This is a genomic window from Haloferax chudinovii (genome assembly GCF_042663345.1).
GTDB classification, from domain to species: Archaea; Halobacteriota; Halobacteria; order Halobacteriales; family Haloferacaceae; genus Haloferax; species Haloferax chudinovii.
The window spans coordinates 379,175-405,169 of record NZ_JBHTAB010000002.1; the positions used below are offsets into that span (position 1 = coordinate 379,175).

Genomic DNA, 25,995 nt, shown 5'->3' on the forward strand with positions numbered 1-25,995 from the left:
TATGAAGTACAGCGGATGGCCTGACCCCGGCGAACTCGTCGTCGGAAAGGTAGACGATATCGCGGACTTCGGCGTCTTCGTCGACCTCGAGGAGTACGAAGACAAACGCGGCCTCTGCCACATCAGCGAGGTCGCCAGCGGATGGATCAAGAACGTTCGCGACCACGTCCGCGAGGGACAGACAGTCGTCGCTAAAGTGCTCGAAGTCAACGAGAGTTCCCAGCAGATTGACCTCTCGATCAAGGACGTCAACGAGCACCAGCGCAAAGAGAAGATTCAGGAGTGGAAAAACGAGCAGAAGGCCGACAAGTGGATGGCGCTGGCGTTCGGCGAGGACATCGCCGACGACCGCTACCAGTCCATCGCCAACGCCCTGCTCGCCGAGTTCGAGTCGCTCTACGACGGCTTCGAGCAGGCCGCGATTCACGGTCTCGAGGCGCTCGAAGGCGTCGAACTCGGCGACGACGAGCTCGAAGCCATCGTCGAGACCGCGCGTCAGAACGTGTCGGTGCCCTACGTCAACGTCACCGGCTACGTCGACCTGCGCTCGCCCGCGGGCGACGGCGTCGACGACGTGAAGGAAGCCCTGAAAGCCGCCGAAGGCGACGGCGAAATCGGCGACGAAATCGAGCTGTCTGTCACGTACGTCGGCGCGCCCGAGTACCGCGTCAAGGTCAAAGCGCCCGACTACAAGACCGCCGAGACGGAGCTCGAATCGAGCGTCGCTCGCGCCCGCGAGGTCATCGAGGCCGCGGGCGGGACCGCGGAGTACCACCGCGAACGCAGCGGCGACGAAGAGTAATCGCATGAAATCGGACATCCGGGTGTGTAGCGCGTGGCGCGGCCGCCACGACCGCCCGGTGTACTCGCTTTCCGAGACCTGTCCGGAGTGCGGCGCACCCACGGAGAACAGCGCGCCCGCCCCCTACAATCCCGAAGACCCCTACGGCGAGTACCGCCGCGCGCGGAAGCGCCACCTCGCCGAGAAGTAGCCGGCTCCGGCTACCGACGCTCTCTTAACCGGCGCGTCCGCCACTACGTGCATGGACGATATCGAAATCGAGGCTGTCGAGGAGGTCGACCTCACCGACCCCGTGCTCATCGAGGGGCTACCGGGCGTCGGGAACGTCGGCAAACTCGCCGTCGAGCACCTGCTGGAGGAGTTCGAGGCGGCCACGCTGGTCCGCCGCGTCTACGCCGACGTGTTCCCGCCGCAGGTGACCATCGACGAGGGCGTCGCCGAGCTGACCCACGTCGCGATTCACGCCGTCGAGACGCCCGGCGAGGGGCCGGACCTCCTCCTCCTCACGGGCGACCACCAGGCCCAGTCGAACGAGGGTCACTACCACCTCACCGACGCCTTTCTCGACATCGCCGAGGAGTTCGGCGTCGAGCGCCTGTTCGCGCTGGGCGGCGTCCCGACCGGCGAACTCGTCGACGAGCCCTCGGTGCTCGGGGCCGTCGCCGACGAGTCCCGTCTCGACGAACTCGAAGACGCCGGCATCGAGTTCCGCGAGGACGAACCCGCCGGCGGCGTCGTCGGCGTCTCCGGGTTGCTTCTCGGCCTCGGCGGCCGCCGCGGGCTCGACGCGACCTGTCTGATGGGCGAGACGAGCGGCTACCTCGTCGACCCCCAGAGCGCGCAGGTCGTTATCGAAGTCTTACAGGACCTCCTCCAGTTCAGCGTCGACTTCGAGTCGCTCGAAGAGCGCGCGGAGGAGATGAAGGAGGTCGCCGCGAAGATTCAGGAGATGCAACAGCAACAGCAGGGAACCATCGCCAGCGACGACGACCTCCGCTACATCGGCTGAGGCCCCCACCGTCGCGGGCCGTCGAATCTCGACTCCTCTCGTCTCGTCTCGCACCGACTCGTTTTCAGACCGGCAGTTCAGGCTTCGATGATGTCGTCGTCTGCGAACTCCGGAACGACGATTTCGCCGTCGAGCGACTGCACCGCCCGGCCGCCGACGCGTATCTCCGCGCCGACCCGCACGCGGACGGTTCCCGGCCGGTCCACGAAGTGACCCTGTTCGATGCGGAGTTCGTCCGGCACGGAGTCGAACGCGCCGACTTGCCGGAGGTACGCGCCGCAGGCACCGGCGGCGGTGCCGGTCGCGGGGTCCTCGGAGATACCGATACCGGGCGCGAAACACCGCGCGTGGAGCGTGGAGTCGCCGTCGATGGCGTCGAACGTGAAGGCGTAGACGCCCGCCGCGTCGTGGTCTGCGGCGAGGTCGGCGATGGCGGCGTCGTCGGGGTCCGCACCCGAGAGGTGTTCGAGGAAGTTGACCGGGACGATGAGGAAGGGAAGCCCGGTGGAGGCGACCGCGACGGGGAGGTCCGCGCCAACGTCGCGGAGGGCGGCGTCGTCGACGCCGAGCGCCGCCGCGAGGCGGTCGTAGTCGGTTTCGAGCGGGCGCACCGTCGGGGCGTTCTGCGTCATCCACACTTCGCCGAGGTCGCCGAGTTCGATGTCGAGGGTGCCGACGTTCGTCTCCAGCGTGTGCGTGCCCGGTTCGAGGTCGCGCTCGGCCGCGAGGTGGGCGTGGGCCGCGACGGTCGCGTGCCCGCAGAGGTCGACTTCCTGTTGCGGCGTGAAATAGCGGATACGGCGGTCCGCGGCGGCCGACGAGCAGACGAACGCCGTCTCGCTCGCGCCGAGTTCGGCGGCGATGGCGCGCATCTGTTTCGCGTCGAGGCCGTCGGCGTCGGGGACGACCCCGGCCGCGTTGCCGGACAGCGGTTCGGTCGTGAAAGCGTCGACGAGGAGGGCGCGTCGGCTATCCATGGGAAGGCGCACTACACGACGATGTATCAAACCAGCGGGTCGGCGGTCGGGTCGTGTGAGAAGGGAGGAGGGCGATACGAGCGGGCGCGGTTCGGGCGCGAGTTGGTCGACCGCGACCGATTCACGCGCGGGTCCACCGGACGCGGCCGCTCGTTTGAGCCGCACCGTCGCCCTGCATCACTTCGCGCATGTTCATACAGCTGGGACACCCGACGACCTCGTCCATGTCGTTGCCGAAGACGCGAACGAAGTCGCGGGAGACGAACTCACCACAGTTACCACACGTGTGCATTCTGTTTCACCTACAAATCCGCATACTCCGGCACTCGACATAACTATGCCCCTCGTTAACACACGTTACTGTCTGCCTGAACGAGAGGTCGTCCGGTTAGTCGCCGAATAACCCCGGTTCGAGCGGTTTTGGCACGCCGACACACGGGCGGGGCGAGTCGTACAGATTAAAGGGCGTCAGGCGCGGCAGTACGCACGGTGAACAGAAGATATGGGCGACCTCCCCGACGAGTTTAACTGTACTATCACGAACTGGGAGTACATCTACGGCCTCTGCCGCGACGTTTCGGACGAGGTCAAGACATCCGAGTTCGAACCCGACGTCATCGTCGCGTTGGCCCGCGGCGGCTGGTTCGCGGGCCGGTGTATCTGTGACTTCCTCGGGCTGGACGACCTGACGAGCCTGAAGATGGAACACTACGTCGGGACGGCCCAGAAGTCGAACGAGCCGGAGGTCCGCTACCCGATGCCGGAGGGTAGTGTCGAGGGCAAAGACGTCCTCATCATCGACGACATCGCCGACACCGGCGGCTCCATCAAGCGCGCACACGAGTACGTCAACGAGCGCAACGCGGGTGAGGTCCGGACCGCGACGCTCCAACTCCTCCAGACCAGCGAGTTCGAACCCGACTACGTCGGCGAGCGCCTCGAGGAGTGGGCGTGGGTCGTCTACCCGTGGAACTTCATCGAGGACATGATAGACCTCACCTCGGGCGTCATGGCGAAAGCCGACGACGACACCTTCGAACTCGACGACGTCCGTCACTACCTCGCCGAGTTCCACGACGTGGACCGCATCGAGATGGAGATCGCCCAACCCGACCGGATGCCGGAAGTCATGTCCGAAATGGAGCGCCGCGGCTACGTCGAGTCCACCGGCGACGGCGCGTGGCGACTCCTCGAAAACGACGGCGTCGGGGCCTGAACGCGGACTCGTTCGGTCCGCCCGACGGTCGTCGGTTGCTTCGGCGTCGTTCGACTTCGCGCTCGTTCGGGCGGTCGGCTTCGACCCCCAGTCTCGGCTTTCTCTCCGAGCGCCCGCGTCCGACTGCCGTCCGGACCCACTCGAAGCGAAACGTTCGTTTGCGTGACGCTCGTCGGCACGCGCATGTCGCTGTTTTCTATCTTCGTCAGCGCACTTCTCCCGATTCTCGCCATCGGGGCGGTCGGCTTTCTCCTCGGGCGCGTCCGCGACGTGGACCCCGAACCGCTCAACACGGTGACGGTGTACGTCCTCGCGCCGGTGCTCGTGTTCTACAGCCTCGCGACGACCGAACTCGCCGGCAAGACGCTCGCGACCATCACCGCCGGCGTCGTTGCCTACCACGTCGCCATGCTCCTCGTCGCGGGCGGCGTCGCCCGACTCGCCGGCGTCTCCGAACCCCTCCTCGGCGCGCTCGTCCTCGTCGCCGCCTTTCCGAACTCCGGGAACTACGGCATCCCCGTCAGCTCGTTCGCCTTCGGCGACACCGGCCGCTCGACGGCCGTCGTCTATCTCGCCGTCCAGAGCGTCCTCGTCTACACGTTAGGCGTGTACATCGCCGGTCGCGGGGCCGATCGCGACGGCGGCGCGCCGGGGTGGCGCGTCGGCCTCGAACGCATCGTCCGCATCCCGCTCGTCTACGCCGTCGTCGCCGCGCTCGCGGCCCGCTGGCTCGGCGTCGTCCCGCCGACGGGCGTCCCCGCGATGGAGACGCTCAGGCTCGTCGGCGACTCGTCGATTCCGATGATGCTCCTCATTCTCGGCATCCAGCTCGCGGGGGCCGACCTCGGCTCGACGCTCTCGGAGGTCGGCGTCGTCGCCGCGCTCAAGATCGTCGTCGCGCCCGCGGTCGCGGTCGGCGTCGCGCTCGTCGCCGGCTTCGGCGACCCGACAGTCGCGCGGACGTTCGTCCTCGAATCCGCGATGCCCGCCGCGGTCACACCGCTCATCCTCGTCGCGGAGTTCGGCGACGCCTCGGGGACCGGTTCGGCCACCTCGCTCGCCGAGTTCGTCTCCGCGGCCGTCTTCGCGACGACGCTCCTCAGCGTGCCCGCGCTGTCGGTGCTCATCTACCTCTTGGACCACGGCGTCGTGGTGTAGCCCCGGATTCGCCACGATTTTGTGCGCCCTGCCCGACCTTCGAGTATGAAAATCGGATTTATCGGTGGTAGCGGTATCTACGAGGCGCTCCCGCTGGAGAACACCCGCGAGGAACCCGTCGAGACACCGTTCGGCGAGCCCTCGACGACGCCCGTCGTCGGCGAGTTCGGCGACACCGGCCGCGAGGTCGTCTTCCTCCCGCGACACGGCCCGGACCACCAGCACTCGCCGACGACGCTCCCCTACCGCGCGAACATCTTCGCGCTGAAGCAACTCGGCGTCACCCACGTCCTCGCCAGCAACGCCGTCGGGAGCCTCAAAGAGGACCTGCCGCCCCAGACGCTGGTCGTCCCCGACCAGATTTACGACCGCACGAAACACCGCCCCCTGACGTTCTTCGACGAGGGCATCGTCGTCCACCAGCCCTTCGCGATGCCGTACGACGAGGAACTCGTCTCCATCCTCGCCGAGGCCGCCGCGGAGGCGACCGACGCACAGGTCCAAGCGGGCGGCACGTACGTCTGCATCGAGGGCCCGTCGTACTCCACGAAGGCCGAAAGCGAGCACTACCGCGCGCAGGGCTGGGACGTCATCGGCATGACGACCATCCCGGAAGCCAAACTCGCCCGCGAGGCCGAGATGGCCTACGCGACCATCACCGGCGTCACCGACTACGACGTCTGGAAAGAAGACAGCGAAGTCACCCTCGACGAGGTGCTGAAGAACGCCGCCGCCAACGAGGAGGCCATCAAGGAGACCGTCGAGGCCGCCATCCGCAAGATTCCCGACGGCCACGAGACCGACAGCCACACCGCGCTCGACGGGACCATCAACACCCCCGACGAGGCCATCCCCGCCGAGACGAAAGCAAAACTCGCGCCGCTCATCGACGAGTACGTCGACTGAACCGACTTCAGCCGTTCAGTTCTGCGGATTCCCCCGGGCCGCCCTCCGACTCCGCGACCTCGCGTTCGCCACGCGCCGCCTCGTCGGTCGGCGAGAACTCGACCGCGTGACAGCGCGTGCAGTACTCGTTTTCCCCGCGGTCGGTCGTCGAAAGCGGGACGCCCGCGACGACGAACTGCGTGCTGAACGCCCGGACGACGCCCCGGTCGTCGGCCTCGCCGCAGACGACACAGTCGCGGACCGCCCCCGGCGACGTGACCACCTCGCGGACGCGACCGAACGAGGTCGGACTGTACGAGACGTAGCCGGGGACGTAACAGTGCACCCAGAAGATGGGCAGGAAAAACAGGAGCGCCCACGTCCAGATGGCCGACTGGGGAAACAGAATCGCCGCCGCGAGTGCCGCGAACAGCGTCGACGTGACGAGCGAGACCGCGACCGTCAGCCGTCGGAGCGTGCTGGAGAGCAGGGTCGGGTGAGGCACGTCCGAGACTGACGGCGGGTCCGATAAAATAGCTAGTCGTCGGCGACGGCCTCGGCTTCGAGTTCGGGGTCGTCGGAGCCGTCAACGTCGTCAGCGGCGTCAGCGGCGTCGTCGGAACCGCGGTCGTCGACCGTCTCCGTCTCGGCGTCCGCTCTCTCGGCGTCCGCCGCGTCCGAGTCCACTTCCGACCCCGCGCCGGGGTCGGCGTCGAACACCTCGGGGTTCCGAATCCAGAGGTCGCCGAACAGGTCGTCCTGTTTGAGATAGACCGCGCTCCGGTGGGACAGAAACAGGAGCGCGAGGTAGGTCGTCATCACGGTGTCGGCCACATCGCGTATCTCGGCGAACAGCACCTCGTCGCGGCCCTTCTCGTAGTGGGTGGCGAGCACGTCGCCGACGGCTTCGACGACCGCCTCGATGTCCTCGTTGTGGGCGGTCCCCGTCACGTCGTCTTCGGTGGGTTCGCCCGCGCCGCGCATCTCGCCGGGCGTGTGGTAGTCGAGCGTCTGCGTCCCGCGGGAGAAGCCGCGAGGCGACTGGGAGGTGTCGTACTCGCGGCGGCGCTTCCACCACGACCCGCGTTCGACCTCCCGGAGTTCGCGCACGAGCTCGTCCAGCGTCTCCGGCGACCCGCGAGCCTGCTTGCGTTCGAGCCGGCGGTCCATCTCGTCTTCCAGCGCGTCGATGGGGTCGAACCCGGGCGGCCCGTCGCCGTCGTCGCCGGGATGGCCCTCCTCGCCGCCGCCCTGTAAGGCGAGTTCCCACGGTTCGAGTTCCTCCTCGTCGGGGTCGTCCGGCGCGAGGAGTTCGTCCGATTTCATTCGGAGGAGGACGCTCGCGTAGAACAGCGCCCGGCCGGTCGTCCGGAGGTCCATCGCGTCGAGGCGGTTCAGGAAGGCGTCTGTGACCTCCACGATGTCGATATCCCACGGGTCGATGGTCCCCTCTCTGGCGAGTTGAACGAGGAGTTCGACGGGTTCGACCTCGTCGTCGTCGGTCTCGGACACGTCTTCCGGGAGCACCTCGTCCACCGCGCCGGGTTCAGTCGGAGCAGGGGCTGGGGAGTCGTTGGGGGCGGTGCCGGTCACGGAACCCGAATCGGCGTCGTCGCCGGCGAACGAGAAGACCGCGTCGTCACCGTCGGCTTCTCGTTCCTCGCTGTCGCGGCCGCGAGAGAGGTTCAGTTCGGGGATGTCGTCAGTCATCCGCCGGAACCTCCGCTTCCATGTCCGCGTCGTCGTCGCCCGAACCGTCCGCGTCGGTTCCGTCGCCGTCGGCCTCGCCGTCGCCGAACTGGATGCCCGTGACGGCGCTGACGTTGTCGCCCTGCATCGTCACGCCGATGGCGCGCTCGGCGCGTTCGAGGAGCGCCGAGCGGTGCGAGACGACGACGAACTGGGCGTCGCCCGCGAGGTCGTCGACCATCTGGCCGACGCGCTCGGCGTTCGCGGCGTCGAGGAAGGCGTCCACCTCGTCGAGCGCGTAGAACGGCGCGGGGTTGTGCCGCTGGATGGCGAAGATAAAGGCGAGCGCCGTCAGCGACTTCTCGCCGCCGGACATGGCGTCGAGACGCTGGATGGGTTTGTCTCCCGGCTGGGCCTTCATCGTCAGCCCCTCCTCGAAGGGGTCTTCGGGGTTCTCCAACTGGAGGTGCCCCGTCCCGTTCGACAGGCGCTCGAAGATGTCGGTGAAGTTCTCGGCGATGGCGTCGAACGACTCCATGAACGTCGCCTGCTTCTGGGACTCGTACTGGTCGATGCGGTCGGCGATGGCGTCGCGCTCTTCGACCAGCACGTCGCGGCGCTCCCGGAGGGCTTCGAGGTCGGCCTTCACGTCGTCGTACTCGTCGATGGCGAGCATGTTGACCGGTTCGAGCGCGTCCATCTCCGCTGTGAGTCGCTCGATTTCCGACTCGACCGTGTCGTGGTCGGGAATCTCGTCGGGGTCGTACTCGCCGACCTGCGACTGGAGTTCGTCGATTTCCCACTCGAGCCGTTCGGCGGCCGAGCGCATGCTTTCGAGCTTGGATTCGACCGCGTTCACCCGGTCTTTCTTCTCGTCGCGGGCGTTCCGGGCCTCGCGGAGCTCGCCCTGGAGCTCCGTGCGGTCCTCCTTGAGGTCGACCAGTTCCGCCTCGAGTTCGGCGACCGCCTCGCGCTTGGCTTCGAGGTCGTCCTCGCGCTCCTCGATGTTCGACTCCGCCTCGGATATTGACTCCCGAGCTTCAGCCTTGCGGTTCTGGGCGGCCTCGACCGTGTCGTGGAGGTCGTCGACCGCGTCCTCGGCGTACTCCTTTTCGAGCTGAATCTCGTTGAGCCGGCCGTCGAGCGTCGACATCCGGTCTTCGAGGTCGTCGATGTCCGCGCGAATCTCGTCGGCGCGGGCGGTGAGTTCCGGAATCTCTGAGTCCGCGAGCTCGGTCTCGATGTCTTCGATTTCGGCCTCGACCGTCTCGATTTCGTCGTCGAAGTCGGCGATTTCGTCGTCGAGGTCGGACATCTGTTCGTCCACCGACTCGCGTTCGGACTGGAGTTCGTCGAGGCGGTCGTTCAGCCGGTCGATTTCGGCTTCGGCGTCCTCGATGTCCCCCTCGGCGTCCTCGATTTCGCGCTCGATGGTCCGGACGCGGTCGGCGGCGTCGGAGGCCCGCCCGCGGGCGTCGTCAAGGTCGTCGTCGATGTCCCGAATCTCCTCGTTGAGCGAGCGGCGGCGGTCTTCGAGCTTCGTAATCTCCTTGGCGAGGCGGTCGAGTTTTCCCTCGCCGGACTTCGAAAACGAGTAGCGAGAGCCGCCGCCGGAGCCGCCGGTCATCGCGCCGGAGCGCTCCACGAGGTCGCCGTCAAGGGTGACCATGCGGTAATCGCCCATCAGGTCGCGGGCGGTCTCCATGTCCTCGACGACGAGCGTCGACCCGAGGACGTACGAGAAGACCGACTCGTACTGCGAATCGTAGTCGACGAGGTTGCGCGCGAAGTCGACGACGCCGGGGGCGTTGGGCTTGCGCGGCAGGCTTCGGTTGTCCATCTTCGTGATGGGCAGGAACGTCGCGCGGCCCGCGTTGCGGGACTTCAGGTGGTCGATACACGACGAGCCGACGCCGTCGTCGTCGACGACGACGTTGGCGAGGCGGCCGCCGGCGGCCGTCTCACAGGCTTTCGCGTACTCGCCGTCGACGGAGGCGAGTTGACCGACCGCGCCGTGGACGCCGGAGATGCCGGCGTTGAGGATGGTCGTGACGGCTCGGGGCCACGAGTTGTCGCCGTCCTTCCCGGCGCGGGCTTCGAGGCGGGCGTACTCGGACTGCTTGGTCTGGAGTTCGTCCGTGACCGCCGAAAGCTCGTCGTTCAGGTCGGCCTTCTCGGCCTGCAGATCCTCGATGACGCCGTCTATCTTCGCCTCGTTTTTCTCGGCGGTGTCGAGTTCGCTGTGCAGGTCGGAGATCGTCGCCTTCAGTTCGGGGATGCGCTCGCGGGCGCGTTCGAGTTCGTCCCGCGTCTCCGAAATCTGGTTCGAGCGGCGGCGCGCGTCGTCGAGCAGGCGGTCCTTGGCGCGCTGGCGGTCGTTCTTCTCGTCTTTGAGCTCGTCGAGCGTCTCCTTTCGCGCCGCGAGTTCGGACTTCAGCTCGTCGAACTCGGTGTCGACCGAGTCGATTTCGGCCTGCACTTCGGACAGTTCGACCCGCTTGGACTGGATGTCGCTTTTGACCGACGCCTTCTCGACTTTGACCTCGCGGATGTCGTCTTCGAGGTCGTCTATCTGCTCTTGCTTGCGGTCGATGTCGACGAACGCCTTTCGGCGCTCGGCCTCGGCGTCGTCGCGCTTTTCCTCGGCGGCCTCGATGGCGTTCTCCAGCCGGGAGATATCGCCTTTTATCTCCTCCATCTCCGACTTGATGCGGAGCTGTTCGTCCTCGCCCTTGCGCTCTATCTCGCGGGTGAGGTCTTCGAGGTCCTCTTCGAGACGGGTGACCTTGCCCTGTCGCTCGTCGAGTTCGGCCTGTAACTCTTCGAGGTCGGCCTCGGTGGACTCGATGCGCGATTCGGTCCGCGAGAGGTCGTCGCGCTTGTCTTCGAGTTCCGCGGCCTTCAGGTAGCCCTCGTACTCTTGTTTCTCCTCGCGGAGTCCCTTGTAGGTGAGCGCCGTCTCGCGCTCGTCGGCGAGCTGGTCGAGGCGCGTCTCCTTTTCCTCGATGCGGAGGTCCGCCTCGTCGACGCGCTCTTCGACCGCCTCCAACTCCTCGAAAGCGGCGTCTTTCTTCTCGTCGAACTCGGCGACGCCCGCGATTTCGTCGATGATGCCCCGCCGCTGGTAGGGCGTCATGTTGATTATCTCAGTCACGTCGCCCTGCATGACGACGTTGTAGCCCTCGGGGGTGATGCCCGCCTGCGCGAGCAGGTCCTTGATGTCCGAGAGGTTGACCGAGCGCTCGTTGAGGTAGTAGTAGGAGTAGTAGTTATCCGGGGTCTCCTTGACCCGGCGCTTGATGGTTATCTCCTCGACGTCGCCGACCTTGTCGGTCCCGGCGGCGTTGACGACCTGCGACCGGTCGAGCGTCCCCTCGGAGTTGTCGAGGACGACCGTGACGCTGGCCTCGTTGGGCTGTGTGGCGGCCTCGTCGCTGTCGTCGGCGTGACCGGGGTTGTAGATGAGGTCCGTCAGCTTCTCGGCGCGAATCCCGCGGGTGCGGGCGAGGCCGAGCGCGAAGAGGACGCCGTCGATGATGTTCGATTTGCCGGAACCGTTTGGGCCCGTAACGACCGTGAAATCCTCGTAGAACGGGATGCGAGTCGGCCGCCCGAAGCTCTTGAAACCGTCAAGGACGAGCTCTTTGATGTGCATGGGTTGGTGTTCACGCGGGCGACGCCCGCAGGTGGAGCGCGCCGCATGAACACGGGGCGCGCTCGCTCGGACGGCGCGCCCGATTACGCGACGATGATGTCGTCGTCGGGCGTCTCGCCGTCGCCTTCGTCAGTCTCGTCGGTCTCGTCCGGTTTAGTCTCATCGCCGTCGGCCGACGCCACCTCGTCGGCTTCGGCGGTCTCCGCAGTGGCGGCCGCGGCAGCGTCGTCTTCGGTTTCCCAGTCGCCGCGACGGGTCGCGGCCCGCGAGGGGACTTCCACGTCGTTGGCGTCTTCGAGCTGGCGAAGCCGTTCTTTGGTCTCGACGAGCTCCTCGGTGAGTCCGTTCACGGCGGCCTGCAGTTCTGCGACTTTGGATTCGAGTTCCTCCACCCGGTTACTCATGGGTAACATAGCCCCCCGCGTGAGACATAAATGTGCGTCAGACAATCACCGAAAATGTGATACGTGTGCGAGTAGTCCCGCTCTCGGGGCCGCGCCGCCGGTCGCTCTGCTGTCGCCGGTGGCTCTGCCGTTGCCGGTCGCTCAGTCGCGGTACGATTCAGTCGTCGTCGCCCGGAGCGACCGGACCGCGTCGAGGTACTCCTCGCGGCCGCGCTTTTCGGCTTTCGCCTCGCGAACCGCCGCCATCGCCTCGGGGCTGGTGAGCAGGTCGACCAGCGTGCAGGCGGTGAGTTTCGCGGGGATGACGTAGGCCATCTCCTCGTCGACGACGCGGAAGTCGCGGGCGTGGACCGCGCCCTCGAAGCCGCCGGTCCACGGGTGGATGCCGGGGACGAGTTGCGTGATGTCGCCCATATCGGTCGACCCCGAGAGGTGCGGCGTTCCCGCCGTGACCGCGTCGGGGCCGACGATGTCGCGGGCGTTGTCGTCGTAGAACGCGACTATCGTCTCGTCGGTCCGAAGCGGCATGTAGCCGGGGTAATCCTCGATTTCCACGTCGCCGCCGACGCCCATCGCGCCGGCGGCGAGCGCCCGGTTGACCGACTCGTTGGCGTCCGAGACCGCTTCGACCGAGGCCGCGCGGACGTACGACTCCATCGTCACCTCGGCGGGGACGACGTTGACGCCGTCGCCGCCGCGGGTGATGATGGGGTGGACGCGGACGTGGTCCTCGTCGCGGAAGCGCTCGCGCTGGGCGTGGACCGCGTTCATCCCGAGCATCGCGGCGTTGAGCGCGTTGACGCCCTCTTCGGGGGCCGCGCCGGCGTGCGCCTCGGTCCCGCGGTAGGTGACGAACTTGCCCACGAAGCCGTTGGTCGAGAAGTCGCTCGTTATCGTTCGCTCGGGCGTGTCACTGCCGGCGTGCATCATCGCGGCGGCGTCCCAGTCGTCGACGTAGCCGCGGCGGATGAGCTCCTGCTTGCCGCCGAAGAACTCGATGTCGCCGGCTTCGAGCAGGTCGCGCCGGTAGTCGAGGTCGAGGTACTCCTCGGCCGGCACGGCGACGAACTCGACCGCGCCATCGAGGTCGTCGATGACGCCGCTTCCGACGAGGCCGAAGGCGGTCCCCACGAGGTTCGCGAGTTGGGCGTTGTGGCCGCAGGCGTGGACCGCGCCGGTCTCGGGGTCCGCCATCGGGTGGTCCGGGTTGACGAGCGCGTCGAGTTCGCCGAGCACGGCCGCGACGAAGTCGCCCGACCCCGCCCGGGCGCGAGCGCCGGTAATCGCCAGTTCCGTCTCCACGTCGAGGTCGAGGTCCTCGAAGAGCGAGACGACCTTCTCGGTCGTCTTCACCTCCTTGTAGCCGAGTTCCGGCTCCGCCTGCACGTCCTTCGCGAAGGCGATAATCTCGTCCGCGCGGTCGTCGATGGCGTCGCAGACGCGGGCTTTGAGGGCCGCGGTGCGGTCGTCGCCGGTCATCGCGTCTCACCCCGGCGCGCGCGGCGGTCGTTCGCGGGGGTCGCGGTCGCGGAGGTTGCGGAGGTTGCGGAGGTCGTCATCAGATAATCCCCTGTGCGGAGAGCACGGCCTGTGAGATGAGCGCCGAGCCGAAGAACGTCCCGAAGAAGACGAACACCGCCACGACGACGAGCTTCCAGCTGACCTCCTTCATCTTCCCGGTCTGGAGGCCGATAGAGAGACCCGCGTAGGCGAGAATCGGCGTCGTCGTCGCGAGGAAGTCGACCTCGCCGACGGCGGCGAGAAACGGCGCTTGCACCGGCGAAAACGGCAGTGCGAGCGCGAAGGCGAGAATCATCGCGTAGGCGAACGCCGGCAGGTCGAGGGGAATCAGCCGCCCCATGAGCAGGGCGACGAGGCCGATGAGGACGATGAGCGCCATACCGGGGAGCGCGGCGACGAAGCCGGTGCCGGTGGCGATGAGGTTGGCCGTCAGCGTCAGGAACGCGACCACGAGCAACATCTTCAGCGACTCGACGGAGAACTCCGGCGTGGACATCGACATCTCACTCACCTCCGTCGGTCGCGGCGGTGTCGCGGCCGAACACGGGCGCGAGGAACGCGTACAGGCGCGTGATGACCGGGAGGCCGACGAGGATGACCATGTAGAGCCCCGTGATGCCGGTCAGGAGGTTGCTCGTCGCGGCGAAGCTCAGAATCTGGTCCTCAGCGACGCCCGCGCCGCCGGCGGCCGCCGCCAGCGACGTGGAACAGGCGGTCATCATGCTCGCAGAGCCCATGCCGCAGGCCATCGAGAGCGCGAGCGGGTGAAGCCCCGTCGCGGGGGCGAAGCCGCCGAGCAGACCGAAGAAGACGGTTCCGAGGACCGTCCCGGTCACGTAGGTACCGAGGACGCCGCGGCCCTCGGGCGACTCGATGCCGTACTTGTCGGTGATGACGCCGAGAGTCGGTTCCCGGGCGATGCTGACCGCGGCCCCGATTGACTCGCGCTTGAGGCCCAAAAGCAAGGCAAGCGGAAGCGCGATGAGAATCGTGCCGAGGTTGCCGAACTCCTGTAAGACGAACGCCGGCCCGGCCGCCACGAGGTCGTAGAACGACGGCGCGACGAGCGTCCCGTACTTGACGCCGAGCGGCATCAGCGCGATGACGAGAAGCGGCGAGGCGATGCGGCTCACGTCCTCGTCGACGACCGACCGGAGGGGTTCGATGACCGACCCGAGGACGCTGTAACTGAGGCCGAGGCCGAGAACGACCGCGTACAGAAGCGGCAGGAGCACGACCTGTCCCGGTCCGAGCGGGAACGTTATCGTGCCGATGAGTTCCGCGACGACGACGATGAGAAGGACCGTCAGATGCGTCCGGAGATGTGCCGAGAGCCGGCCGCCGGTCCGAATCGGTGCCCATCTATCAGAGGTGGTGTCGTTTGTCATATGTGAACAGACTCTGTGAACTATACAGATGGAACACCCATATAAAACCATTGACAGAGATTATCAACCGTGTGTGACGACCGCGCGCCGGGACGCCACCCGCGGCCGAGCGGCTCTGCGACCGGTCCCGTTAGTCTTTAGCCCACCGCCGTCGAAGCGCGGCCAATGACTGCGCAAGCGCTCGAACAGCGCGAACTCGCGGTCGTCATCGGGTTGGAAGTCCACGTCCAACTCGAGACGGCCACGAAGATTTTCTGTAGCTGTTCGACCGAGCCTGCCGAGGACGAAGCGCCGAACACCCGCGTGTGCCCCGTCTGTCTCGGACTACCGGGCGCGCTCCCGGTGCTCAACGAGGCGGCGGTGGAGTCGGCGGTCAAAATCGGCAAGGCGCTGAACGCCGACATCGCCGAGGACACCCGCTTCCACCGGAAGAACTACTACTACCCCGACCTGCCCAAGAACTTCCAAATCACCCAGTACGACGCGCCCATCTGTGCCGACGGGACGCTGGAGGTGTCCGTCGAGGGCACCCGCCGCGACATCGGCATCACGCGCGCCCACCTCGAAGAGGACCCCGGGAGCCTCCAGCACAAAGGGGGCAGTATCGACACGGCGGACTACACGCTCGTCAACTACAACCGCGCCGGAACGCCGCTGGTCGAAATCGTCACCGAACCCGACTTCCGGAGCCCCCAAGAGACCCGCGCGTTCCTCGCCAAGCTCGAAGAGGTGCTCGAATACCTCGGCGTGTTCGACGCCACCCGCGACGGCTCGCTCCGCATCGACGCCAACATCTCGCTCGTCGCCGCCGACGAGGTCGACGACGACGGCGCGGTTTCCGACGAGGCGCTCGAAGCGGCCAACCGCACCGAAGTCAAGAACATCTCCAGCCACAAGGGCGCAGAGAAGGCGCTGGCCTACGAGGTCACCCGCCAGAAGAACGCCATCAAGCGCGGTCGCGCCGTCGAACAGGAGACCCGCCACTGGGACGAGTCCCGTGGCATCACCGTCTCGATGCGCTCGAAGGAAGAAGAAAAGGACTACCGCTACTTCCGCGAAGCCGACCTCCCACCGCTCCAGGTCGCCCACTGGAAAGAAGAGATTCCGATTCCGGAGCTACCCGACGCCCGCCGCGAGCGCTTCCACACCGAGTACGGCATCGACGAGGAGTCCGCCTCGAAGCTCACCTCGACCAAGGAAGTCGCGGACTTCTTCGAGGACGTGGCCGCCGAGTTCGACGCCGACCTCGCCGCGACGTGGGTCGCCGACAACCTGCTCGGCGAACTCAACTACCGCGACATGCAGATCACGGACGTGTCGGACCGCCTCGACGAGTTCACGCGGCTCGTCGAGCTCGTCGACGCCGACGAGGTGACGACGAAGAACGCCGAGGAGATCGTCCTCCGCGAGATGCTCGACGAGGGCAAAGACCCCGACACCGTCGTCGACGAGGCGGGACTCGGCAAGGCCGACGACGACGAAATCGGCGGCTTCGTCCAAGCGGCAATCGACGAGAACCCCGACGCCGTCGAGGACTACCACGACGGCGAGGGCGGCGCGCTGAACTTCCTCGTCGGGCAGGTCATGCAGAAGTCCAAGGGGAGCGCCGACCCCGGCACGGTGAACCAGTTGCTCCGCGAGCGACTTGACGAGTAACGCGAACGACCGCAGTGAAGCGACGCCGCACCGACGCGGCGCGCGTCAGGTCCGTTCCGACTTTCCACCCTCGATTCGTCGCGCCGCTTCAGCCGAGCACGTGGTTCACGTACTGGTCGAATTGAACGAACTCCGTCGAGTCGCAGGCGGCGCACTCGTCGGGGGCGCTGTAGTGGTACAGTCCGTCTTCGTGCGTTACCGACCCGACGTAGACGGCGTGACAGTCGGTGCAGACGTATCGGTCCGGTAACTCAGGCGTGTGTGCCATACGTCCCTATTGTACCCGGTCATACATGATTCTACCTTGCCAAAAGGTGACGGCTGTGGCTACGAGTCCGCGGCGTCGAGTCGCAGAGCGAATCCGCGAATTCAGACGGGAGACGCGGCGTGTCGCGGACGCGTCGGCAGACACACACCTTCGCGCGCGAGAGCGCTCACCCGCACGCCCGTATCCGCGCGCGTCGGGGTCGCTACTGCACGAATTCGGCACGAAAGGTTTAGGACAACCCACATCATATCGCCGCTCAATGAGCAGGGGTCCGGAACTCATCATCACGGAGAAGGACAACGCCGCGAGGCGAATCGCCGACATCCTGAGCGGCGAGACCGCCTCCGCGGAGCGGATGAACGGCGTGAACGTCTACAAGTGGGGCGGCAAGCGCTGTATCGGGCTGTCGGGCCACGTTGTCGGCGTTGACTTCCCGCCGGAGTACAACGACTGGCGCGACGTGGAGCCGGTCGAACTCATCGGCGCGCCCGTCGAGAAACACCCCACGCAGGAGAACATCGTCGCCGCGCTCCGCCGACTCGCCCGCCGCGCGGGGAAGGTCACCATCGCGACCGACTACGACCGCGAGGGCGAACTCATCGGCAAGGAGGCGTACGAACTCGTCCGCGACGTCAACGAGGACGTGCCCGTCGACCGCGTGCGGTTTTCCTCCATCACGAAGCGCGAGGTGACGGAGGCGTTCGAGAACCCCGACGACCTCGACTTCAACCTCGCCGCCGCGGGCGAGGCCCGACAGATTATCGACCTCGTCTGGGGCGCGGCGCTCACGCGGTTCCTCTCGCTTTCGGCCCGCCAGCTCGGCAACGACTTCATCTCGGTCGGCCGCGTGCAGGGGCCGACGCTGAAGCTCATCGTCGACCGCGAGCGCGAAATCGAGGCGTTCGACCCCGAGGACTACTGGGAGCTGTTCTCCAAGCTGACGAAGGACGCCGACGGGGACGCCGAGTCCTTCGAAGCGCAGTACTTCTACCTCGACGACGACGGCACCGAAGCCGAGCGCATCTGGGACGAAGAGTCCGCCGAGTCGGCCTACCAGACGCTCCTCGGCGTCGAGGCCGCGGAAGTCGCGTCGGTCAACCGCCGCACGCGGACCGACACGCCGCCCGCGCCGTTCAACACCACGCAGTTCATCCGCGCCGCCGGCTCTATCGGCTACTCCGCACAGCGGGCGATGAGCATCGCCGAAGACCTCTACACGGCCGGCTACATCACTTACCCGCGGACCGACAACACGGTGTACCCCGACGACCTCGACCCCCGCGAACTGCTCGGCGCGTTCGAGGGCGACCGCCGGTTCAAGGAGGACGCCGAATCCCTCCTCGAACAGGAGGAAATCGAACCCACCGAGGGCGACAACGAGACGACCGACCACCCGCCGATTCACCCGACCGGCGAGCTCCCCTCCGCGTCCGACCTCTCAGACGACGAGTGGGACGTGTACGAACTCGTCGTCCGGCGCTTCTTCGCCACGGTCGCCGAGGACGCCGTCTGGGAGCACCTCCGCGTCGTCGCCGAGGTCGAGGGACTCTCGCTGAAGGCTAACGGCAAGCGCCTGCTCGAAGCCGGCTACCACGACGTCTACCCGTACTTCAACTCCACCGAGTCGTTCGTGCCGGACGTCGAGGAAGGCGAGTCGCTCGCGCTGTCCGACACGCACCTCGACGCCAAGCAGACCCAGCCACCGCGGCGCTACGGCCAGTCACGGCTCATCGAGACGATGGAACAGATGGGCATCGGGACGAAGGCGACCCGCCACGACGTGATTCAGAAGCTCTACGACCGCGGCTACATCGAGAGCGACCCGCCGCGGCCGACCCGGCTCGCGCGGGCGGTCGTGGAGGCCTCCGAGGACTTCGCGAAGCTCATCGTCAGCGAGGAGATGACCTCGCAACTCGAATCCGACATGCTGGCTATCGCCCGCGGCGAGGCCACCCTCGAAGACGTGACCGAGGAGTCCAAAGAGATGCTCGAAGACGTGTTCGAGGGGCTGATGGAGTCCCGCGAGGAGCTCGGTACGCAACTGCAGGACTCGCTGAAGGCCGACAAGACGGTCGGCACCTGCCCCGACTGCGGCGGCGACCTCGTCGTCAGAAAGAGTCGTCGCGGCTCGTACTTCATCGGCTGTGACTCCTACCCCGACTGCACTTACACCCTGCCGCTTCCCTCCACGGGCAAGCCGCTCATCATGGAAAACTCCTGTGAGGACCACGACCTCCACCACATCAAGATGCTCGCCGGCCGCAAGACGTTCGTCCACGGCTGTCCGCTCTGTAAGGCCGAGGAGGCCGACGAGGAAGACGACCTCGTTATCGGGGCGTGTCCGGAGTGCGGTGAGGGTGCGACGTCGGAGACGTCGCAAGGCGAAGGCGGTGAAACCGCCGAAGCGGGCGGGAAACTCGCTATCAAGCGGCTCCGCTCCGGCTCCCGGCTCGTCGGCTGTACCCGCTACCCCGACTGCGACTACTCGCTCCCGCTCCCCCGCCGCGGCGACATCGAGGTGACCGACGAGTCCTGCGAGGAACACGGCCTCCCGGAGCTCCGGATTACCTACGAGGGCGACCGCGAGCCGTGGGAACTCGGCTGTCCCATCTGCAACTACCGCGAGTACCAAGCCCAGCAGAACGGCGAGGGCGACTCCGAGTTAGAGAGCATCAGCGGCATCGGCGCGAAGACCGCCGAGAAACTGAAAGACGCCGGTATCGAGGACGTGAAGACGCTGAAGGCGTCCGAACCCGACGACATCGCGGCGAAAGTCGAGGGTGTGGGGGCCGATACGGTTCGGAAGTGGCAGACGGCGGCGGATTAACTACGACGTTTTGCGCTGCGTTCGGCGCGGTACAACCGCGCCTCACTCGGCAAAACCTCGACTAAAAGCACTCCTCCCTCACTTCGGCCTGTCGGCCTCCGTTCGGTCGTCGGCCGAAAATCGCGGCGCGATTTTCGTATAGTACAGAAATCCGACGCCGAAATCGAGAACGCGAAACTCCAGCGGAAGTTCAGTTCCCGACCGACTCCTCGACGATTGCGATCTCCTCGTCGGTCAGGCCGTACAGTTCGTAGACGATTTCGTCGATGAGTTCGTCGGTTCGCTCGATCTTCTCCTCCAGTTCATCCGCTCGTTCCTTCGTCTCCAGATACTGCGCCAGTCCGTCGCGCACGTCGTCAACCGCGGGAAGCGTCAACTTCTCCAGTCTGTCGAGGGGCGAATTGGTTTTCGTCGCGTTCGTACGGAAGTTCGCGAACCCACCCGCCTCGTCGACGGCGACGGGGACGAATGCCTCTATCAAGTCCGCTTCCGTCTCCGTGAGGTCAGTGATACGGAACGCGGGTTGTGGGTCGACGTAGTGGTAATCGTACTGGTCGGTTTCGTACTCTTCGGGGTTATCGGGTTTGTACCGGACACCGACAGAGACTGTGAGTGAGGTTGGGTTCTCACGCTCGAACACGACGTCCGTGATGCCGAGTTTGGTCTTGTCTTCGGTGGTGTCGTGGAGAATCGAGTCGGCGGAGCTTTGAGCCGGCTGCTGGAAACCGATTTCGCCGAGGGTGTCGCCGTCCGAGTAGTTGCCGAGGTAGTCGAGGAGGGAGAGGTTGAGATCATTCCTCGACTCATGAAATGATACAGCGTGATCAGCCATATGTGATATCACGCCATGAGCACTTTCGATATTTGACGATATCTTCGAGACAGGCACAGAGCCGATTTTGGTATTCGAGCGTACGAAAGAGAGACACGTCTCAATATCAGTTTGGTCTGCAGCAGTATCAGTAGTAGCGGGTAGCTCAGGGACGGGTAGAGATTCGATATGTGATTTTTGTACGTGAGGGAACTTGACTTCGTCATTTTGGAAGGCGTTGAAATACCAAAAGTTCAGTAACTTTGACGATAGAAGCCCACTCAAGAACTCAACATGGCCATCACATTGAACGTGGTAGACCAAGTTAGTGGATACGTACCCTGTATCATCAATTGCTACTCGAAGATCTGGTGCTAAAAACCGGACCAACAATTTGGGGACCGTCTTATAGATGTCAATTGACTTGAGAACAGAATCATCAATCCGATTAGTGTCAATTTGTTGTCCGGAGTAATTCACCGCATATGGACCAACATCAAGGTGATCAACAATTGGCAAAGAAGACTCAGTAGGTTCGTTAGAGATCGACTCATGATTCATACCACATTCTGCCCCGCGCTCAATAGAGACGGATCGACCTAGCGAAGTACCCGAATTTGTGACTTTTTTCACAACATCTATCTCTGACGAGCTACTATTGACAGGAATAATATTGAACGGGAGAAGCTTGGATATGTCTGAAGGCACACTCCACAATTTAAATTGGGTCCGATCTACACGCTCACCAAATACGGATTCGTCGTTATCTGTCTGACCAATTATGATCACTAACGCATCATTGTTTACGCCTTCAAACGCGACACCCAGATCAATAGCTGAGAGAATGTTTCTATCAATAGTTAGTCCACGTCGAAGGTCTTCGTACGATTCGTTGGTCGCGATTCGTTTAGGAACAACGAACCCAACAGACTGGTCAGAGCTAACCAAAGAGACACCTTGGTCTAAGAAAACTGCAGCAAGATCGAATTGGCCTGTTGCAGAAATATATTCCTCTCTTAGATATTCGACTAGTCCCTCAGCCATTATTCCAGTCCTAGTTCCCAACCAAGGCGGATTCCCAACAACCGCGTCGAATCCCGCGTCCTCGGCCATTTCTCCGTCGTCTCCGAAGAACACCTCAGGGAACTCCAGTTCCCAGTGGAAGAACTGCTCGCGGGAGGCCATCGCCTGTGCTTCCGCGAACCACGGCTTCTCCGCAACCTCTTCCCACTCGGCTTCGTCTTCGACCGCGCCGGCCATCGTCTCGTAGACGCCTGGCGGCACGTCGAGGCCGAACTGCTCGGCCGTGTGGACGTTCGCGAGTTCGAACAAGCGGTGGTACAGGGGGTCGTCTCGAATCTCGCCGTACAGTTCCTCCATCGACTTGATGTCGTCCAGCGTCTCGTTGTCGATGGCGAGGAGTTCCTGAAACAGCTCCATGACGTGTTCGAGGGTGTGCTGTCGGACGCGGGCGAACGACTGGGTGAGCGTGAGCTGGCCGCCGTTTTCTTCGGTATCGTCCGTCAGCACCTCGGTGATGTCAGAGCCGACGAGCGAGTTCCCGGCCTTGAGGTGGTGGTCCAAGAAGGCGAGCGGCTGGTCGGCCGCGAGCGTCTCTAACCACATCGAGAGCTTGGCGAGTTCGACGGCCATCCCGTTGAGGTCCACGCCGTAGATGCACTCCCGCGAGACGCGGCGGCGGATATCCTGTTCGTCGAATACGCCGGCCGCTTCTTCGACCTCGCGGACGCGTTCCATGACTTGCTCTGCGAGGTAGCCCGTCGCTTTCGTGAGGAAGTGTCCGCTCCCCATTGCAGGGTCCAATACCTTGAGCGAAAGCACCTCGTCGGCGAAGCGAAAGACGTACTCCTGGCTCCCGCGTTCGAGCCCCGATTCTTCGAGCGTGTCGTCGATATCCTCAATAAGGGGATCGACCGTCTCCTCGACGATGTAGGTCACGACGTAGTCGGGCGTGTAGTACGCTCCCGTCGCCTTGCGCTCGCCGTCGTCGTTGACGACGTAGAGCCCGCCCGCTTCAACAGTCTCGACTGACTCCGCGACGCTTACTTCGGCCGCGTCTTTCCAGATCTGACCGCCATCTTCGGTGACCGCCGCGTACTGCGTCGGTGCGATTCGGAACTCGTGTTCGAGGAGCCCTTCGTAAATCGTTCCGAGGTGCCGAGTATCGAGATCGGCGTAGTCCGCGGGGACGAACCCGTCTGCCGTCTCAGTCGTCGAAAGGCGGTAGATCACCTCCGCGAGATATCGGTCCGCGACATCGTTGTCCGCGAGGAATTCGTGGCTCTCCTCGTCGAACAGACCGCCGTTGTACGGCGGGATTCCGAGCGACTCCTGACCGGCGTCGATGAGCGAAAAGAGGTTCTGGAGCCGGCTCCACATCGACGTCGAAAACTCGCTGTACGAGTCATCGAACGTCTTCGACGACCCGACCTCACCGACCGTATCCAGGATGTCGAGGCGAAGTTGATCGAGGCTGAAGTTCTCTTCGTACTCCTGTTTTCGGTCCGCGTCGTCGGGGTCGATGAGATGCCGCGACTCGGCGTACAAGATGAACATCAGTCGATACAGAAGAACGAGCGACTGCTCTTTCAGTTCGTTCCGTGCGATGGTATCGTCGGGGTCGATATCGAGGTTGTTCGTCTCGACGAAGCCCTTTCCGAGCACGCGGAGTGCGGTGAAGACGTTATCCTGTAAGTCCTCGCCGAGTTCCTGAGCCGCGGTTTCGCTCTCGTTCCAAACCCTATCGAGGAACGTCGTTCCCGAGGTCTCATGGAACGCGGCGGGACGGAAAAACAGATAGAAATATTTGAACCGCGCTAAATTGCCGGACTCCAGAATCTCCGGCAGGTCGACCTCGTAAAACGTCTCGGTTTCGTAATCCTTCGTACCGTACAGTCGCCACTTTCGGCCGTCAGTCAGGATGCCCCACTGAACCGAGTCGGGCGTTCGTTCGAGGTAGTACTTGATCTGGTGCGACGCGTCCCGATATGACCGACGCTCGTTGAACCGCTTCGTGAAGTCAGCGTCCCACTGCTTAGCTTCGAGAACTGCCGAAGCGAGGCCGTACATCGCCTCCGAGCGATTGTCTTTCTTTTCGAACGCGGCTTCACGGCGCTTGTCCGCCGATTCGAACAGGAGGCGGTCGTTGTATCCGCCCCCCCCCCCCACCCAGAAGCGTGGTTTCCGAGAGCGTCCCGAAGCCAAGAATATCGAGAACTTCGTCGACCCACGAATCGAGCAGTTCGTCTTCTTTGTACGAGTCGACGAGTTCACGTTCGAGATCGTAGAGGCTCCGGAGCTCCTCGAAAACCCGCCGTGCCTCCTCGTCGCATTCCCATTCGTCGAGATCGTCAACTCGCTCGTCAAGATAGTACCCCGAGAACAGATTAGAGTTCAGATAGGGCGTCTGCGAGAGCGTCGCTTGGCTCATTGATAATTGATTTGGCCCGCGCAATTGACAAAAGGGTATGGTCTTCATCGTTTAGCAGAGCCGACACTACGACGCAGGAACCCCCAGTCCATCCGCACGCTTTTTACGCCCCCTCAAGCATAGAGCGACCAATGAGCTATCCGTGGGAAGACTGGGACCATATCACCAAAATCGACCCGGACAAGGACCTCGCCGACGGCGAGACGTTCGAAGACGTGTGTGAGACGGGCACCGACGCCCTCGAAATCGGCGGCACGCTCGACATCACAGAGGAGAAGATGGAACGCGTCATCGAGGCCACCGGGAAGTACGACGTGCCCATCTATCAGGAGCCGTCGAACCCCGGCGTCGTCATCGACGACGACGCGCTGGACGGCTACCTCATCCCGACGGTGTTCAACGCGAGCGACTCGTTTTGGATCACCGGCGCGCACAAAGAGTGGGTCCGCATCGAAGACGGCCTCGACTGGGACCGCACCCACACCGAGGCGTACATCGTGTTGAACCCCGAGTCGTCCGTCGCCGAGTACACCGACGCCGACACCGACCAGTCCGCCGAGGACGTGGCTTCGTTCGCCCGCGTCGCCGAGAAGATGTTCGGGCAGAAAATCATCTACGTCGAGTACTCGGGCACCTACGGCGACCCGGAGAAGGTCGGCGCGGCCCACGACGCACTCACCGACGCGACGCTGTTCTACGGCGGCGGCATCCACGACTACGAGTCGGCCTACGAGATGGGCCAGCACGCCGACGCGGTCGTCGTCGGCAACCTCCTGCACGACGAGGGCGTCGACGCGGTGCGCGAGACGGTCGAGGGCGCGAAAGACGCGACGGCCGAACTCCTCGCCGAGTAATCCCACGGGCGCGGTTTCGCATCCCCGACGCTGACCTGTCTTCTTCTACGCCGATTCCGGGCTTGCGCCGCCAGCGTGCGAATCGCGAGGAGCGTCGACGCCGAGCGACGGCGCATCCGGCGCGCCGCGACCGAGGAGCGTCGCCGACACGACCAAAAAGAGGAACGACGCGGTCGCGGCGAGGACGGTCCCGGCGACGGGCACCGAAGCGCAAAGGAAGACGAACAGGCGGGCGACGAAGACGACGAGCGCGACGGCGGAGGCGACGCGAACGAACGAGCGGTCGAACGCCAGGTCGCGCGCGACCGGGACCGCCGCGGCGAGCGACCCCTCGCGGGCGAGGGCGACCGTCGCCACAAGCGAGAGATACGAAGCCGCCAGCGCGGCGAGGCCGGCCGCGGCGAGCGTGGCGGTGTCGAGCGCGGTGAGACCGAGAAGCCCGAGCATCGTTGGGTCGGCCGCGTACGAGAGCATCGCAATCGACGGCCCGGAACCCGGGAGGGCGGCGGTCGCGAGCCCGACCGCGGGGAGTTGGAGCGCGACGAGCGCGGCCGAGAAACGAGCGCCGTCGACGGCCATGCCGGTGAGGTCGTCGAACGACGGGAGCGCGGCCGCCTCGCGGTCGCCGGCGCGAACGAGGCGGACGACGTAGCCCGCGAGCAAGACGCCCGCGAGCGGCGTGGCGAGCGACGCGAGTGTCGAGACGATGCCGATGACGGCCGTGTCGGCCGAGCTGTCTTCGGCGAGCGGGAGTGCGAACGCGGCTTCGAGGTCTGAAACGTCCATGTCCGAGGCGGAATGGCCGCGGGTTCGTATATAAATCTCAGCGCCGGAGCCGTCGCCGTGACCCGGCGCGTGGGCGAGTCACTCCTCGGTCGTCGGTTCGTCCTCCCAGTAGCCGACTTCGGCGTCTCGTGGAAAGTAGCCGTGGAGCGTCCGCGCGCTTGTGTCGCCGCCGGGGGGCGCGCCGCAGAACACCCCGACTTTGTCGGAGTCCGGGTAGACGGTCACGTCGGGGTGATTCATGGTCGAGAGCGCGAGGTACCGGAGCGGTTCGTCGCCGTCGTTCTCGATTTGCCTGACGTAGTCTTCCCCCGCGGGGAGCGCGACGTAGGTGTCCGGTTCGAGGTCGAGGTCGGCCGCGCCCTCGCGCGTCAGGAGCGTGCCCGACCCCGAGAGCACGTACAGCGCCTCCTCGTTGCCCTCGTGGTAGTGCGTCGGCCACGGCCGCTTGCCGGGCGGGACTTCGTAGAGCGAACAGCCGAGGTCGCGGCCGCCGGCGCGGTCCGCGAGTCGCTTCCGGCGGAACGCGAAGCGGTCGCCCCGCCCGCTTTCGGACCAGTCGAGGTCGGCGGCGCGAGCGGCGTTCGGTGCCGGGTCGGACTCCGAGGGCGCGTCCGGTGAGTCGGGAGCCATACCGGGGC

General features: G+C 65.1%; 23 protein-coding genes. 9 read left to right on the forward strand and 14 right to left on the reverse strand.

All coding sequences use genetic code 11. From position 1 onward, the window contains the following. The first annotated feature begins 1 nt into the window (after nucleotide 1). From ACFQI8_RS06160 to ACFQI8_RS06170, 3 genes are read left to right on the forward strand one after another with little or no spacing between them, the layout of a single operon-like run. A complete protein-coding gene (locus ACFQI8_RS06160) occupies nucleotides 2–802 on the forward strand; it encodes a translation initiation factor IF-2 subunit alpha (protein WP_390243429.1) in 801 nt (266 codons plus the stop codon). Nucleotides 803–806: 4 nt separating this feature from the next. Beyond that, the gene (locus ACFQI8_RS06165) at nucleotides 807–992 is read left to right on the forward strand and encodes an RNA-protein complex protein Nop10 (RefSeq protein ID WP_390243431.1); all 186 of its coding nucleotides are present in this window, start codon (nucleotides 807–809) and stop codon (nucleotides 990–992) included. A gap of 51 nt (nucleotides 993–1,043) precedes the next feature. After that, entirely contained in the window at nucleotides 1,044–1,811 is a 768-nt protein-coding gene (locus tag ACFQI8_RS06170; RefSeq protein WP_390243433.1) for a proteasome assembly chaperone family protein, read from the forward strand. Nucleotides 1,812–1,888: 77 nt separating this feature from the next. On the opposite strand, the gene ACFQI8_RS06175 is transcribed toward ACFQI8_RS06170, so the two are convergent. Both ACFQI8_RS06175 and ACFQI8_RS06180 read right to left on the reverse strand, forming a co-directional pair. Beyond that, nucleotides 1,889–2,788, reverse strand: coding sequence for a PhzF family phenazine biosynthesis protein (locus tag ACFQI8_RS06175; protein WP_390243434.1), 900 nt, complete (start codon nucleotides 2,786–2,788; stop codon nucleotides 1,889–1,891). A 121-nt stretch (nucleotides 2,789–2,909) separates the two neighbouring features. Beyond that, nucleotides 2,910–3,080, reverse strand: a complete 171-nt coding sequence (locus ACFQI8_RS06180) for a DUF7563 family protein (protein ID WP_187367306.1) — start codon at nucleotides 3,078–3,080, stop codon at nucleotides 2,910–2,912. Between the two features lie 210 nt (nucleotides 3,081–3,290). On the opposite strand from ACFQI8_RS06180, the gene ACFQI8_RS06185 reads away from it, so the two are divergent. From ACFQI8_RS06185 to mtnP, 3 genes are all read left to right on the forward strand, one after another. Then, complete coding sequence (locus ACFQI8_RS06185; protein WP_390243436.1) at nucleotides 3,291–4,004, forward strand: phosphoribosyltransferase; 714 nt, start codon at nucleotides 3,291–3,293, stop codon at nucleotides 4,002–4,004. A gap of 162 nt (nucleotides 4,005–4,166) precedes the next feature. Continuing rightward, the gene (locus ACFQI8_RS06190) at nucleotides 4,167–5,162 is read left to right on the forward strand and encodes an AEC family transporter (RefSeq protein ID WP_390243437.1); all 996 of its coding nucleotides are present in this window, start codon (nucleotides 4,167–4,169) and stop codon (nucleotides 5,160–5,162) included. Between the two features lie 45 nt (nucleotides 5,163–5,207). Then, on the forward strand, nucleotides 5,208–6,068 hold the full coding sequence (gene mtnP, locus ACFQI8_RS06195; RefSeq protein ID WP_390243439.1) for an S-methyl-5'-thioadenosine phosphorylase: 861 nt from the start codon (nucleotides 5,208–5,210) through the stop codon (nucleotides 6,066–6,068). Nucleotides 6,069–6,075: 7 nt separating this feature from the next. Here the strand turns inward: mtnP and ACFQI8_RS06200 are convergent, their stop codons facing one another. From ACFQI8_RS06200 to ACFQI8_RS06230, 7 genes are all read right to left on the reverse strand, one after another. Beyond that, nucleotides 6,076–6,552 carry a DUF8108 domain-containing protein gene (locus ACFQI8_RS06200; protein ID WP_390243441.1) on the reverse strand — a complete coding sequence of 159 codons (477 nt, stop codon included), beginning with the start codon at nucleotides 6,550–6,552 and terminating at the stop codon, nucleotides 6,076–6,078. A gap of 32 nt (nucleotides 6,553–6,584) precedes the next feature. After that, nucleotides 6,585–7,757 (reverse strand): segregation/condensation protein A, encoded by a 1,173-nt coding sequence (locus tag ACFQI8_RS06205; protein ID WP_390243442.1) that lies wholly within the window; start codon nucleotides 7,755–7,757, stop codon nucleotides 6,585–6,587. Further along, entirely contained in the window at nucleotides 7,750–11,391 is a 3,642-nt protein-coding gene (smc, locus tag ACFQI8_RS06210; RefSeq protein WP_390243443.1) for a chromosome segregation protein SMC, read from the reverse strand. The genes ACFQI8_RS06205 and smc overlap by 8 nt, the downstream gene beginning before the upstream one ends. An 83-nt stretch (nucleotides 11,392–11,474) precedes the next feature. Further along, nucleotides 11,475–11,795 (reverse strand): DUF7518 family protein, encoded by a 321-nt coding sequence (locus tag ACFQI8_RS06215; protein ID WP_390243444.1) that lies wholly within the window; start codon nucleotides 11,793–11,795, stop codon nucleotides 11,475–11,477. Between the two features lie 141 nt (nucleotides 11,796–11,936). Then, entirely contained in the window at nucleotides 11,937–13,274 is a 1,338-nt protein-coding gene (locus ACFQI8_RS06220; RefSeq protein WP_390243445.1) for an amidohydrolase, read from the reverse strand. A gap of 79 nt (nucleotides 13,275–13,353) precedes the next feature. Beyond that, nucleotides 13,354–13,818, reverse strand: a complete 465-nt coding sequence (locus ACFQI8_RS06225) for a hypothetical protein (RefSeq protein WP_390243447.1) — start codon at nucleotides 13,816–13,818, stop codon at nucleotides 13,354–13,356. 1 nt (nucleotide 13,819) lies between these two features. Further along, nucleotides 13,820–14,704: a DUF3100 domain-containing protein gene (locus ACFQI8_RS06230; protein WP_390243448.1), complete on the reverse strand. Its 885-nt coding sequence runs from the start codon at nucleotides 14,702–14,704 to the stop codon at nucleotides 13,820–13,822. A 165-nt stretch (nucleotides 14,705–14,869) separates the two neighbouring features. On the opposite strand from ACFQI8_RS06230, the gene gatB reads away from it, so the two are divergent. Next, on the forward strand, nucleotides 14,870–16,360 hold the full coding sequence (gene gatB, locus ACFQI8_RS06235) for an Asp-tRNA(Asn)/Glu-tRNA(Gln) amidotransferase subunit GatB (protein WP_390243449.1): 1,491 nt from the start codon (nucleotides 14,870–14,872) through the stop codon (nucleotides 16,358–16,360). Nucleotides 16,361–16,448: 88 nt separating this feature from the next. On the opposite strand, the gene ACFQI8_RS06240 is transcribed toward gatB, so the two are convergent. Next, nucleotides 16,449–16,628, reverse strand: a complete 180-nt coding sequence (locus tag ACFQI8_RS06240; protein ID WP_390243451.1) for a hypothetical protein — start codon at nucleotides 16,626–16,628, stop codon at nucleotides 16,449–16,451. A gap of 259 nt (nucleotides 16,629–16,887) precedes the next feature. Between ACFQI8_RS06240 and ACFQI8_RS06245 the strand changes: the two genes are divergently transcribed. Beyond that, entirely contained in the window at nucleotides 16,888–19,455 is a 2,568-nt protein-coding gene (locus ACFQI8_RS06245) for a DNA topoisomerase I (protein WP_390243452.1), read from the forward strand. A gap of 190 nt (nucleotides 19,456–19,645) precedes the next feature. Here ACFQI8_RS06245 and ACFQI8_RS06250 read toward each other — a convergent pair whose 3' ends face one another. Next, complete coding sequence (locus ACFQI8_RS06250) at nucleotides 19,646–23,356, reverse strand: Eco57I restriction-modification methylase domain-containing protein (protein WP_417373273.1); 3,711 nt, start codon at nucleotides 23,354–23,356, stop codon at nucleotides 19,646–19,648. Nucleotides 23,357–23,393: 37 nt separating this feature from the next. Continuing rightward, complete coding sequence (locus tag ACFQI8_RS19445; RefSeq protein WP_417373275.1) at nucleotides 23,394–23,717, reverse strand: hypothetical protein; 324 nt, start codon at nucleotides 23,715–23,717, stop codon at nucleotides 23,394–23,396. 131 nt (nucleotides 23,718–23,848) lie between these two features. Here ACFQI8_RS19445 and ACFQI8_RS06255 point away from each other — a divergent pair, with 131 nt between their 5' ends. Further along, complete coding sequence (locus ACFQI8_RS06255; RefSeq protein ID WP_390243453.1) at nucleotides 23,849–24,571, forward strand: phosphoglycerol geranylgeranyltransferase; 723 nt, start codon at nucleotides 23,849–23,851, stop codon at nucleotides 24,569–24,571. 45 nt (nucleotides 24,572–24,616) lie between these two features. Here the strand turns inward: ACFQI8_RS06255 and ACFQI8_RS06260 are convergent, their stop codons facing one another. Together ACFQI8_RS06260 and ACFQI8_RS06265 are read right to left on the reverse strand one after the other, a co-directional pair. Next, complete coding sequence (locus ACFQI8_RS06260) at nucleotides 24,617–25,357, reverse strand: DUF4013 domain-containing protein (protein ID WP_390243455.1); 741 nt, start codon at nucleotides 25,355–25,357, stop codon at nucleotides 24,617–24,619. Nucleotides 25,358–25,435: 78 nt separating this feature from the next. Then, nucleotides 25,436–25,987, reverse strand: coding sequence for a cupin domain-containing protein (locus tag ACFQI8_RS06265; protein ID WP_390243456.1), 552 nt, complete (start codon nucleotides 25,985–25,987; stop codon nucleotides 25,436–25,438). Nucleotides 25,988–25,995: the final 8 nt, after the last annotated feature.